This is a genomic window from Actinoplanes sp. NPDC026670 (genome assembly GCF_040638175.1).
GTDB lineage: Bacteria > Actinomycetota > Actinomycetes > Mycobacteriales > Micromonosporaceae > Actinoplanes.
Genome location: NZ_JBEZXU010000001.1, coordinates 207587 through 220441, shown reverse-complemented (window position 1 = coordinate 220441; position 12855 = coordinate 207587). Strand labels below are relative to the sequence as shown.

At 71.8% G+C, this 12855-nt stretch carries 7 protein-coding genes and 2 pseudogenes; 4 read left to right on the top strand and 5 right to left on the bottom strand.

What is annotated here, in order from left to right:
- Positions 1 to 28: 28 nt before the first annotated feature.
- Positions 29 to 544, top strand: a pseudogene (locus tag AB0E94_RS00910) (isochorismatase family protein); the annotation flags it as partial.
- Positions 545 to 584: 40 nt separating this feature from the next.
- On the opposite strand, the gene AB0E94_RS00905 reads toward AB0E94_RS00910, so the two are convergent.
- The 4 genes from AB0E94_RS00905 to AB0E94_RS00890 all read right to left on the bottom strand — a co-directional run bounded on the left by AB0E94_RS00905 (position 585) and on the right by AB0E94_RS00890 (position 6328).
- Entirely contained in the window at positions 585 to 1748 is a 1164-nt protein-coding gene (locus AB0E94_RS00905; protein ID WP_360320383.1) for a LuxR C-terminal-related transcriptional regulator, read from the bottom strand.
- 90 nt (positions 1749 to 1838) lie between these two features.
- Positions 1839 to 2531, bottom strand: a complete 693-nt coding sequence (locus tag AB0E94_RS00900; RefSeq protein ID WP_360320380.1) for a Crp/Fnr family transcriptional regulator — start codon at positions 2529 to 2531, stop codon at positions 1839 to 1841.
- A 115-nt stretch (positions 2532 to 2646) separates the two neighbouring features.
- Positions 2647 to 5313 carry a hypothetical protein gene (locus tag AB0E94_RS00895; protein ID WP_360320377.1) on the bottom strand — a complete coding sequence of 889 codons (2667 nt, stop codon included), beginning with the start codon at positions 5311 to 5313 and terminating at the stop codon, positions 2647 to 2649.
- A gap of 49 nt (positions 5314 to 5362) precedes the next feature.
- Positions 5363 to 6328 carry a glycosyl hydrolase gene (locus AB0E94_RS00890; RefSeq protein WP_360320374.1) on the bottom strand — a complete coding sequence of 322 codons (966 nt, stop codon included), beginning with the start codon at positions 6326 to 6328 and terminating at the stop codon, positions 5363 to 5365.
- Positions 6329 to 6515: 187 nt separating this feature from the next.
- Here AB0E94_RS00890 and AB0E94_RS00885 point away from each other — a divergent pair, with 187 nt between their 5' ends.
- Together AB0E94_RS00885 and AB0E94_RS00880 are read left to right on the top strand one after the other, a co-directional pair.
- Complete coding sequence (locus tag AB0E94_RS00885) at positions 6516 to 7148, top strand: DUF4232 domain-containing protein (RefSeq protein WP_360320371.1); 633 nt, start codon at positions 6516 to 6518, stop codon at positions 7146 to 7148.
- Between the two features lie 549 nt (positions 7149 to 7697).
- Positions 7698 to 8099, top strand: a pseudogene (locus AB0E94_RS00880) (carbohydrate-binding protein); the annotation flags it as partial.
- A gap of 1263 nt (positions 8100 to 9362) precedes the next feature.
- Here AB0E94_RS00880 and AB0E94_RS00875 read toward each other — a convergent pair.
- On the bottom strand, positions 9363 to 10172 hold the full coding sequence (locus AB0E94_RS00875) for an endonuclease/exonuclease/phosphatase family protein (protein ID WP_360320368.1): 810 nt from the start codon (positions 10170 to 10172) through the stop codon (positions 9363 to 9365).
- A gap of 377 nt (positions 10173 to 10549) precedes the next feature.
- Here AB0E94_RS00875 and AB0E94_RS00870 point away from each other — a divergent pair, with 377 nt between their 5' ends.
- Positions 10550 to 12844, top strand: coding sequence for a DUF4132 domain-containing protein (locus tag AB0E94_RS00870; protein ID WP_360320365.1), 2295 nt, complete (start codon positions 10550 to 10552; stop codon positions 12842 to 12844).
- Positions 12845 to 12855: the final 11 nt, after the last annotated feature.

The window sequence follows — 12855 nt, the reverse complement described above, 5'->3', positions numbered from 1 at the left end:
GCCGATCCCGCCGATCCTCCCCTACCCGATGCCGGGCCGTGAGCAGCTCACCCCTAGCCACGCGCCGTGGCGGCCCGACCCGCGTCGCGCGGCCCTGCTGATCCATGACATGCAGGAGTACTTCACCGGGTTCCTGCCGGCCGGCGCCGCACCCACGAACGAGCTGATCGCCAACATCGCCGCGATCCGGCAGACCGGGATGCCGGTGTTCTACAGCGCCCAGCCGTCCCGGGTGTCCCGGGCCGAGCGCGGACTGCTGCACGATCTGTGGGGGCCGGGCATGACGAACGCCGGGACCTCGGCCGGGGACGTCGTGGCGGCGCTCGCCCCAGGCGACGGCGATCAGGTCGTGGTCAAACACCGATACAGCGCCTTTCACCGTACGGACCTCGCGTCCCGCCTGGCCGCCGCCGGCCGGGATCAGCTCGTGGTGTGCGGGATCTTCGCGCACATCGGCTGTCTGCTGACCGCCGCCGACGCGTTCGCCCACGACATCGAGGCGTTCCTGATCGCCGACGCGACAGCCGACTTCAGCCTGGCCGACCACCTGCTGGCGCTCGACTGGACGGCCCGCCGGTGCGCGGTCACGATGACGACGGCGGAGCTTCTCGACTGCCTGCGGAGGCCATCCGCTGATGCCACAGCGCCACCAGCTCCACCCGCGACACCAGCCCCAGTTTCTGGAAGATCTGCCGCAGGTGGAAGTTGACGGTGTGCGGGCTGATCGCGGTGCGGCGGGCGATCTGCCGGTTGGTCAGCGCCTGCCCGACCAGGTCGGCGATCTCCTGCTCGCGGGGGCTGAGCGCGGCCCAGTCGACCCGCCCCGGCGCGAGGCCCGGCCGGGGCGGCGGAACCGGGCGGCTCGGACGTCGCGGCGGCTCACCACGCAGGGCGGCCGCCACCGGCCGGGGCAAGGTCGACTCAACCACCGCCCGGACCAGCTCGTGCCCGAAGGCCAGCCGCTCACCGTCACCGGCTAGCAGGCCCGACTCGATCGCCTCCTCGATGGCGGGCAGCAGGGTGATCGGGCCGACGCCCATCAGCCGGGCCAGCCGGGCCAGCGGGAACGACACCCCGATGGTGGCCGCGGCCTGAAGCAGGTGCCGGGCCGGTACGGAGACCGACGCGACCAGTCCGCGCAGGTGTTCCTCGGCCCGCCGGGGCAGCCGGGTGACCCGGATCGTGGCCCGGCCCGCGTCGACGCGCAGCAGCCCGTCCTCGCCGAGGCCGGTCAGCAGCTCCCGCAGCGCCGCCGGCCGTCCGGCGGCGACCCGGCACAGGTCGGTCAGCTGCGGATCGGGGCGGGCGCCGGTGAGGTGGGCGACGAACTCGGCCTGCGCCGCCGCGGTGAGCGGGCCGAGCCGGATCCGGTGCACGACAGCGGTCGGCAGGTACGGCACACCGCCCCCGGCGAGCACCACCAGCACCGCCCGCTTCTCGGCGAGCAGTTCCAGCACCGGCCAGGCGCGCGGGTCGACCCGGCCGGGATGGTCGGCGGCGAACAGCAGCGGCCCGTCGCCGGCCGTGTCGAGGAGCCGCCGCGACCCGGCCGCGCCGGCCCACTCCGGCTCGGCGAGAACCGTGACACCTCGGCGCCGGGCCAGTCGCGCGGTCTCCTCCAGCAGCCGGGTCCGGCCGCTGCCGGGTGGTCCCTCGATCAACAGCACGGTGGGGGCGCCCACGGTGGCGGCGCCGGCGAGCATGGCGATCCGCCGTAGTTCGTCGCCCCGTCCGATCAATGCGTGCACGGCGTGCCTCCCTGTCGAGCCGATACGCCCGATGGTGGGGTCGCCGCGGGATCGAGACCGCCTACAAGTAGGAGGTTTCGCATTTCCGACTCAGTCGGCCGTCCTCAGCTTCGCGAGATCGGTGATCACCAGCCGCCGGTAGCCGGTGGTGATCAGGCCACGGTCGCGCAGTTGCTGCAACGCTTTCTGGATGGTGGCCGGCGCGATCGCGATCATCGCGGCGAGGTCGGTCTGGCTCAGGTGCACGAGGAGTTCGACGCTGCCGTCCGGGCGCTGCCGCCCGCAGACCTCGGCGATCTCGGTGAGCAGGCGGGCCAGCCGGACGTGGGCCGGGAACGCCGCGAAGTCCACCCGCCGGCGGTTGGCCCAGCGCAGCTGCCGGGTCATCGCGGCGGCGATCAGGGCGGCCGCGTCCGAGCGCTGCCGCAGGAACGCGTTGAAGTCGCCGCCGCTCAGCTGGCCGACGGTGAGCGGGCCGCAGGCGATCACCGTGGCGTTGCGGGGCTCGCCGGTGAGCGCCCCGATCTCGCCGACCACCTCACCGGGCAGCCGGATGCCGAGCAGGGTCTCGACGCCCTCGACCGAGGTGGTCACCTTGACGAATCCGTCGATCAGCAGCAGCACGTGGGTGTCGCGGGAGCCCTCGCGCAGAACGGTACGGCCGGCTTCGAGGGTCCGCTGGACACTGCTCCTGACCAGGGCCCCGGCGACTTCGGGGCGCAGACTGCCGAGGAACGTCCCCGCTGCCCAGGGGTGGTCTCGCCGCGGGATGCCAGCCGTCACAGGAACCCCCAAGCGCCGCTGAGTGCCCACTCAATCACGAACGGTGATCGATGGGCAACGGGGTGTGCCCGGGACCACGCGGCCCCGGGCACACGTCACGACCCGTCGGTCATGATCAGTCGGTCAGGGTGCCGTCGGCGAACGGCAACTCGACCGGCTCCCACGCGCCGGGCAGGAAGAACAGCCCCTGGAACCGGACGTGCTCGGCGCCCTCGGCCGTCCCGTCGGCGACCGTCGGCACAGTGAGGTCCACCGAGGTGGCGCCGGGCGGGATCTCCAGGAACGGCTGGAGGTTCGTCGACGACAGCGGCCGGGACGGCTCCGGGTCCTGTCCGCTGTTCTCGGTGAACCATGCCGGGTCGACGTCGGTCGACGACAGCTCCGGGCCGGTCGCCGGCGGCTGGGTCAGGAAGATCAGGTACGTGTACTCGTCGACCGGCCCGGACAGCGACGCCGTCCACGTCAGCGGCGAGCCCTCGGCCACCTCGCTGGACGGGGTGATCGTGATGTCCGGGGCGGGTTCGTCCTCCCGTACCACGACTCCGCCGTCGTAGTCGCCGACCACCGCATTGCGGATCGCCTTCGCCGACACCGTGTACCGCCGGTCACCACCGTAGGTGGTGTTGCCGGGAACCGAGACCGGCACCTTGATCCGCGAGGTCCCCGGCTTGACGTCGGCGACCCAGTTGGTGGTCAGGAAGGTGCGCGCGTCGGTCAGGAACAGCCGGACCTGGGCCGCCTTCGGCCCGCTCGACCGCACCTGCACGGTGTACTCGGCCGTGCCGGAGTCGCCCTCGTCGACGGTGATCTCGCCGACGTCGATCCGGTCGAGCGCGGCCGCCCGCGGCGCGGGGGTGCCGGGCGACCAGCCCCAGGCGTCGATCAGCCAGGCCGGGCCGTCGCCGCGCGGGGTGATCTCGAGACCGGCCACCGTGCGGACGTGCGACGGCAGCGGCAGCCGCACCTCCTGCGCCCAGAACGACGAGGTGCCCTCGCTACCAGGCACGCCGGCCACGGTCGCGGTGCCCAGTGCGGTGCGGCGGCCGCGCTCGTCGGTGACCGCGACGGTGAATCCGGTCGCCGGCGCGTTCGGCGGCACGATCAGCCGCAGCGCCAGCGCCCGCGATCCGGCCACCGGCAGCGCCTTGGCCGGCGTCAGGGTGGCGGTGCGGGCGCCGTCCAGCGCCACCGCCTTCCGGCCCGGCTCAGGCCATTGAAAACCCACGAAATGCGGCGAGACACCCTCGATACAGGCGGCTTCCGGTTCGACGGCCACCTGGTCACAAAGGCGAGCATGCTGTACGGCCAGCGTCTCGTCCGGAACGATGGCGGCGCTACGGTTCGCCCCGATCGCGTGGCTCAGCACCCGGGCCGGGCCGGCCGACGGCGCACGCACCCCGGTGCCGTCCAGCAGCGGGCGCGCCCGGTCGTCCCCGCCGACGAAGAGCCGGGCCGCGGTCGCGATGTAGGTCGCCCCGGCCGTCTGCTGCTGTTGCGCGGTGAGCCGGGCGGGGGCGGCGCCGGGCGTACACAATGGGTCGTCCTCGCCCTGGAAGTCGTCGAACGCCGGCCCGATCGCCTGCCCGGGGGTCCACTCGGTGTTGAAGTAGTTGTGGTTGGCGCCGACCATGTAGAGCGCGCTGTGCAGCGCCCGCCCGGAGCTGACCCCGCGGGTCGCGTCGACGAACATCTGCCCCTGCAGGTCGGAGACGTCACCGTCGCAGCCGGGCAGGATCGTCGCCGACGGCACGTCGGGTTGCGGGTTCTGGCCGAACAGCGTCGGCCCGACCAGCAGCATCCCGCGGATCGTCCAGCGGGTCCGGCCCCGGTAGTCGTCGTTCGCCGGCGGGTTGAGGCTGTCCAGCGCGGCCCGGTTCACCCCCTCGCCACCGCGTGAGTGGCCCATCAGCAGCACCCGGGACAGGTCGGCCCGGGGCGCCGCCCGGACAATCGCGGGCGCCTTCGCCCGGCCGGCGCCGGACCAGTCGGCCCAGCGCGCCAGGTGCATCCGGACCAGCGCGGAACGGGCCTGCGCGCCGCCGTCGGAGTCGGCGGTGTCCTGCGCGTTGATGCCGTTGGCCGAGATCGACACGGTGACGTAGCCCTGCGACGCGAGCAACTGCTGCGCCTGGAGGTAGCCGCGGTGACTGGGCACCGCCGCCGAACCGGCCGGGCACGGCCATTCGAGACTGATCGAGTTCAGGTCGTCGCCGGCGAAACAGGTCCAGTGCCGGCCGTGCAGGAACACCGCGAGCGGACGTCTGCCTGGCGCACCCTTCGGCGCCACCACGACCGCCTGCATCTCGACCCGGGACGGGTAGGTCGAGAGCTGCACGCCGGGCAGGGTGTATTCGCCGGTCGTCGTCGCGTACCGGCCCTTGACGCCGGGGTCGACGGTGCTCGCCGGGAGCACCGGGGCGGTGGCCGGCTTGGTGGCGGCCAGGCGCTGTCCCGCCTTCGGGGCGGCGGCGTCGACCCGCTTGCCGCCGATCCGGACCTGGAGGTCGGTCAGCCGGCCGGTGGCCCCGGCCGGCAGCGCGAACGTCCGCAGGTCGGCAGCCCCGGCGGCCCGGCCGAGCAGCCGGTCACCCGACCAGAACTCGACCGCGGCATCGCCCGGTGGGATCGGTTTCTCGCTGGTCCAGGTCAGGGCTCGCTCGTCGAAGGACCAGCCGGACGGGAGGGCGCCCGGCGCGGGCCCGGGCGGATCCGCCGAGGCGGGCGCCGGCACTCCCAGCAGCAGCGTGCTCGTCGCCACGGCGGCGACCAGAAATTTACGCATGCCCTCCGTCTTAGTCGGTGCATGCAAATATTCCGATTGTTAAGATCTGTCACCCGGAGAATCGGGTCTTCCGGACCATCTTCCGGTACGCGGCGAGCGCCTCGGCGTCACTGTCCGGCCGGAAGTTCCGGGACGTGCCCTTCTGGTTGTCGGTGTCGAACCAGACCACCGCGCCGATCGACGGGGTCGCCTCCACGTAGGCGGACAGCTTCCGGATCCACGGCGCCTTGGTGTTCCGCCCGTGGCCGATGGCCGCCGTCTCGGCCAGCACGATCGGCTTGCGCTTGCCGTAGGCCGCGACGATCGGGCTGAACAGCGTCCGCGGCGACTCCTTCGAGAAGTTGTAGCCGGAGACGCCGACCCAGTCGACGTACGAGTCACCCGGGTAGTAGTGCTGGAACCTGTTCCAGGCGACGTTCGGGCCGGAGTTCCAGTTCGGCGCCCACACCCACGCCACGTTGCTCGCGCCCTCGTCCCGGAAGATCCGGTGCATCCGCTGCCACGACTTGATGTACCCGGCCGGCTTCTTCCCGTTGTGCACGCCGTCCCAGTCGAACCAGTTGCCGTTCATCTCCCAGCCCCAGCGCAGCATGATCGGGCGCTGCATGCCGGCCAGCCGGTTCGCCATCAGGGCGATGTTGCGGTCCGCCTTGCCGCTGGTGATGCGCTTGTGGAAGGTGCCGTCCCAGGACACCATGAGCACCGCGTCCGACGGCACCTGCGGCTCGCTGACCGGGGCATACCCGGACCACGGGTAGTAGCGGTGCACGATCCGCTGCTCACGGCCCAGCTGCTTGCGGCGCAGCGCCAGGCTCTCGGTCAGGGTCCGGCCGCGCAACCGCAGGAACGAGCCGGCCATCGCCCGGCCCGGCGTGAACGGGACCGGCCCGCCCGATCCCCGGGCCGCCTCGGCCGGCTGCGCGACACCCGTGGTCAGGACCGCGGCCGGCACCGCCATCGTCATCAGGCTCAGCACCCGGCGACGGGCCACTCCACCACGCTGCTCGTCATCCACGCGCCCAGCGTGCCCGCCGCCGGCACCACACAGCCTCCGACTCCAAGCTGACAAAACCTAGCCAAACATATTTTTTTGTACGGCTACCGCGTTCGTGCCAGCTCCGGCGGCGACGTGATAACCGGTGGCCGAATCGGGCACGCTGTCCCTTGTTGATCGAAGTCCCCTCTCCTCGGACAGGAAACACATGCGAGTCCTCACGACGGCCGTTCCCGGTCTGGCCCTGCTCACCGCCCTGGCCGCCTGCGGGTCGTCCTCCCCCACACCTGCCGGGACCACGCCGCCGCCGGCCACCTCCCCCACCGTGACCACGCCGGCCACCGACTCGGCCGCCGCACCGACCAAGAGCACCACCGGCTCCGCGACCAGCGGGAAGTCGACGTGCAAGACCGAGGACGTCGGCGCCACCATCACCCTCCAGCCGAACGGGACCGCCACCACCCAGCGCGGGCTGGTGGCCGTCACCAACACGTCGAAGAAGACCTGCACAGTGAACGGCTGGCTGTCGATCACCCTGGTGAACGCAGCCGACGAACCGGCGAACGTGCCCTCGGAGACGGTCGAGGAACCAGGCCCCGCGGTGGCCATCGACCTCAAGCCGGGCACCACCGCGTTCGCCGGGATCAAGTGGGCCGTCTGCGCCAAGAGCGATCCGGTCTGCGGCGTCGGCAACACGATCCGCTACAGCCTGACCAAGACGACGAACGGCCCGGCCGCGAAACTGGACGGCTTCCCGGCCGCCGAGAAGAGCGGCATCGCCATGAAATCCCTGCAGATCGGCAGCCTCCAGCCGGCCACTCAGGGGGTCGTCGCCTGGTGACCGCCGGGTTCGTCTAGGGTGTGCACGTTCACGGGGTTATCGACGGTTATCTCTTAAGTTTCCGGGGAATTGATGGCGAGCAGGCATCGGGCGTGGCGTTTCTCCGGCAGCCTGGCCCTGGCGGCGGCACCATGGGTCGTCATCTTCAGCGGCATCATCGCGCTGGTCGTCCTGCTGGCGCTGACCCTGTGGTCCGGCCTGAGCCGTGACTCGTCCCGGCCCGGCGCCGCCCAGTTCCCGCCCGCGATGCCGTCACCGTGGCTCAACGCCGGGGCCATGCCCTCGGACCATCCATCGGGCTATCCACCTTCGGCCTACCCACCGGGCTACCCGTCCACGGTCTTCCCCCCGGGCTATCAGTCCACGGCCTACCCGCCGGGTCACCTGCCCACGGGCTACCCGCCGGGCTATCAGTCCACGGCCAATCCGCCGGGTTCTTCGTCCACGGCGGTTGCTCCGGCGCCGGGTCAGGGCGGCGACGCCCCGATCCGGACCGGAACCCCGGGCGGCACGGCGACCACGCCGGCCCCGGCAGCCAAGTCCACCCTCGACGCCTACGCCGTCCTGCAGGCCGAATCGTTCACCTCGAGAAGCGGCGGCACAGTGGTGACATGCGACGAGGGCGGCAAGGCGGTGACCGCACTCGGAAACGGCGACTGGCTCCGCTACGACAACGTCAACTTCGGAACCTCCCGGGCGATCGACTTCGTGGCCCGGGTGGCATCCGGCCTGACCGGCGGAGGCAGCGGCCTGATCCAGATCCGCCTGAACAGTCCATCGGCGACCCCGATCGGCGACTTCGCCCTGGACAACACCGGCGGCTGGCAGTCCTGGCGCTCCGTACCCGGAAACGTCTCCGCCCCCACCGGCACCCACACCGTCTACTTGACGTTCACAAGCGCCCAGCCAGCCGACTACGCAGCCCTGAACTGGTTCACCTTCCGAACCTGACCCACCCCCGCGCCCCCGCTCCCGCACCGCGCCCCCGCTCCCACACCGCGCTCCGCTCCCGCTCGCACCCCGCACTCCCACCCCGCGCTCCCGCTCCCCGCTCCCGCTCCCCGCTCCCGCTCCCCGCTCCCCACTCCCCACTCCCCACTCCCCACTCTCCGGCGATCTTGTTGACTTCAGGCACACCTGTCTCGCCGAAGTCCACAAGATCGCGGGGATGGCTCGAACCGGAGACCTTCCGTGATCAGGGTCCGGTTCATCCGCCGGGATCTCGTCTCCCGGCTTGCCGAGCGCCGCCGGAACGGTGACGACTCTGCTGACCAATAGAGGAACCCGCCTACCTGCGGAAACGTGGCGGGCCCTGCCGCCGGGCATCGGACAGCCCTTCCGGACGGCGCAACCTCACCAGCGTCGCAGCAGCGAACCCAGACATCCGCCACCCCAGCGGTGCGCCAGGAACCCCAAAACACCGCGCAGGTGGCCCCGGCGGTGCGAGGGAAACCCTAAAACGCCGCGGAAGCAGCCGTGCAGTGCCGCCGGCCGCCCGGCCGGGCCCCGGAAACAGCCATGCCGTGCCGCCGGCCGGTCGATGAGAGCCGGAAACAGCCATGCCGTGCCGCCGGCCCCGCGCCTCGGCAGCGGAAACCGGACCTCGATCAAGACCCGGAGGCCGGAGGGCTTCTGTCCATCGGCGGTCACCACGTTCTACAGGTGTACAGGTTCCTCAATTGGCATCCGCGCCGGTGACGAGCGCACACGTTGGCGTTGCGTGTGCTCGGGTAGTCGTCCCGGCGTGGGTGAACGCTCACGATCGGCCGTGCGTGTGCTCCTGTCTCTGCTCGGGCAACGACCAGCGCACACGCAAGGCCAATGTGTGCGCTGATCGACGTCGCCGGCCGCCGCCCGCAACCGGCAGCAGCAGGGCCCGCGGAACCGGCCGATGACCCCTGCCGGCCGTCGCCCAGCAGGTCAAACCGCCCGCATTCCAACGCTCAGCGACGGCTGGCGGTCTCGGCCGTCGCCCCACACGCTCAAACCACCCACATTCCAGCGCTCAGCGACGGCTGGCGGTCTCAGCCGTCGCTCCACACGGTCAAACCGCCCGCATTCCAGCGCTCAGCGACGGCTCGCGGTCTCGGAGGGACCGTTCGATCCCGGGCGGCCGGCGCTGCTGTCGATCTTGCCGGGCTGGTCGTCACCAATGTCCAGCGCGGGCGCCGGGAGGGGCGGACAGGACGTCGGCGGGGCGGGGCTGCCGGGCGGTCAGGTGGGGAGGCGCAGGCGGGTCTGGATCGGGAGGTGGTCGCTTGGGAACTGGCCCCACTGCTGGTAGGGGTTCATCAAGGTGGCCACCGGTGTGATGCCGGGGGTGGTGAGGATCCAGTCGTCGCGTTCGCCGTCCGGGATCAGCGGGTCGTAGTTGTGGATGGTCGCCCAGGCCGGGCCCCGTTTCGGGGCGGTCCACGTGTCGTGCAGGCCGGCGGAGACCGTCAGCAGGCGGTAGACCTCGCTGGACGGTGTGGCGGGACTGTTGAAGTCGCCGGTCAGGACGATCGGGAGCGGGGTGAAGGCGGCCAGCCGGCTGATGATCAGGTGGGCGGAGTTGCGGCGGGCGGGTTCGCTCACGTTGTCCAGGTGGGTGTTCACCGCGTAGAAACGGCCGCCGGTCTGCCGGTCCTCGAACAGCGCCCAGGTGACCATTCGGATGCGGTGTGAGTTCCAGCTGGTCGAAGCGGGCACGTCGGGGGTTTCGGAGAGCCAGAAATGGCTGTAGCGGAGCAGGTGCAGCCTGGTGCGGTTGTAGAAGATCTCCATGTGCTCACCGAGGCCACCCGGGTCGCGGCCGACACCGATGCGGTCGTAGTCGGCGCCCAGGTCGCTCTCGATGTCACGTAACTGGATGGCCAGGCCCTCCTGGGTGCCGATCAGGTCCGGGCGCTCGGTGGTGAGGAGGGTGCGGGTCACCGGGCGCCGTTCGGCCCACGAGTTGGGCCGGGACAGGCTCGCGTAGCGCAAATTGAAGCTCATGACGTCGAGGTCGGCGGGCGCGCCGGGCCCGGCGAGACGATCCATGGCGGACACCGGCGGCGGCCGGGTCGAGGAAGGGGAGACCGACACGCGGGGCGCGGAGGCAGAAGCGGAAGCCGACGCAGAAGGAGCGGTAGCGGAGGCCGAAACAGAAGGAGCGGTAGCGGAGGCCGAAACAGAAGGAGCGGCAGCGGGAGCGGAACCCGAAGTGGGAGCGGAGGACGGGGCTGACGAAGGCACGGTGAACCGCTGGACGACCGCCGCCGACGCACCGAGGACGATGAGCGCCGCAAGGACGAGAACCCGCCTTCGCATCCTCACGACGATAGCAAGTGGAATATCACTCAACGTGATCATGCGTTGGCGGTTGGGGCGATCGGGCGCCGCTCCGATACGGTCTGGCGGATCGACGGGGAGGGACGATGACGACGGCCGGCGGAAACAGGAACGACGACGGGCCGGCCTGCACCGACGAACCGGCGCTGGCCTGGGCCGACGGCGAACGGGAACGGTGGGCGGCCCGGGCCGCCGAACTCGACCACGGCCGCGAGCAACCCGACTGGCCGATGGCGGTGACCAGCGCGAACCGCATGTCCGACCTGTCACCCGCACAGATCTCGTGGCTGATCGCGAAGGGCCCGGACGGCCCGGCCCGGGCACTGCTGGCCGACCCGCCGATGCTGCGCCACCGGCAGCGGATCGACCTGGGCCGGGTGGCGGTGGCCAGGTTCGGACTGGACGCGCTGCCGTTCGTGCTCAGCGAGGCGAGCCAGAGCGCCGACGTCCTCGGCCTGCTGATTCTGCCGTTCCGCGCCCCGGAGGCGGCTGCCCTGGCCGCCGGCTGGCTGCGGCATCTCGGTTCGGCACGCCGGTGGGCGCGCCTCTGGCTGGCCCGCCACCCCGAGGCCGCCGCGCGCGCCCTGATCCCGGCCGCCGCCGGGCGACCCGGCAAGCCACGACAGAACGCGGAGGACGCACTCCACTTCCTCACCGCTTCCGGTCACACAGCGTCAATTCACAAGATCGCGATGGGGTACGGCCAGAGCGCCCTCGCCGCAGTAGTCACCCTCCTGGGGCTGGACTCCGCAGCGATACCGAACCCGCCGGCACCGGCCCCCGCAGGCGTGCCGGAGACGCTGCCGGGGTTCGCGACTGCGGACGTGACGACCGGCGGCCCCGGGGCTGTGGCGGGACGGCTTCCCCGCGTACCGAAGAAAGGTCGTCTGCCGAAGGATCTGCCGGAGTTGCGCCGGGTCGATGGCGGGGTGATGCCTGCGGATGAGGTCGCCGCGGTGGCCGGGGCGCTGATGGGGTCGCGGCTGGCGGATCCGCCGGAGCCGCCGCCCGGCGATCCGGACGGGTCCGGCGGCCTGCCGCTGGTGGTCGAGTCGTCGGCGGCGCGGCAGCCGCTGGTGGCCGACCTCGACGAGGCCGCCGCGCGGTTGTTGAAGGGTTGTGACCAGGAGAGTCTGGCCGGGTTCGGGCGGGCGCTGCTGGACGGCTGGCTGACCGACGGGATGCCGGCCGCGGAGGCGTGGGTGCTCGTCGCGCAGGCGCACACCGGTGACGACACGACGATGGAGCAGCTGGGTCCGCTGGTCCGGTCGTGGCCGGCGAAGAGCCGGTACGCGCGGGCGGTCGACGGGTTCGCGGTGCTGGCCACGGTGGGTTCGGATGTGGCGTTGCGGCATCTGCTGGCGATCGAGGCGAACATGTCCGGCGGTTCGACGAACGACCGGGCCCTCGACTATCTGACGCAGGCGGCGGCCCGGCGCGGGCTGTCGCCGACCCAGCTGGCGGACCGGCTGGCGATCACTCACGGGCTGGAGGCCGGGCTGGTCGTCGACTACGGGTCACGGCGGTTCCCGGTGGTCGTCGACGAGCATCTGACCCCGCATGTGACCGGCCCGGACGGGCGGATCCTGGCCCGGCCGCCGAAACCGGGCGTGAAGGACACCGAGCCGGGCGCGTACCAGTGGTTCCTGCAGTTCAAGAAGGATCTGCGGGCGACCGTGGCGGCCCAGACGGCACGGCTGGAACGGGAGATGCACCAGCACCGGCTGCGCCCGGCCCGGGACCTGGCCGGGGTGCTGCTGCCGCACCCGATTCTGGGGCCGATCGCGCGGCGGCTGCTGTGGGGCGCGTACGGCCCGGGGAACCGCCTGTTCCGGGCGCTGCGGGTGGCCGAGGACGGCAGTCTCGCCGACGTCCACGACTCGACGGTGACGGTGGACGGCGACACCCCGCTCGGCATCGTGCACCCGGCCGAGCTGGGCGAGGAACTGGCCGGGTGGGCGCAGCTCCTGGCCGACTACGAGATCCTGCAACCGTTCCCGCAGGTGAACCGGCCGGCCGTGGTGCTCACCGCGGAACAGCGGGCGGCGACGAGCCTGCCCGGGTTCGGGCCGGTGTCACCGGACGCGATCGAGGAGATGCTGCGCGGCCGGTGGCACGGCAACGGCTACGAGACCGGGGACAGCACACACACGCACCTGCGGCGCCGCCTGCCCGGCGACCTGACCCTGCTCGCCGAACTGGATCCGGGGGTGCCGACGTCGACCTACCTCAACCCGGCCGGTCCACAGCGGATCACCGAGATCTGGGTGGACAGCCTCTGGTCGGATCATTGGCAGTCGGTACGGCGTACCAGATTGGGCTCTTGCGATCCGGCCGCCTTGTCGGAGTTGCTCGTCGAGCTGTACGCCCTCGGTCGTTGACAGGAGACGCC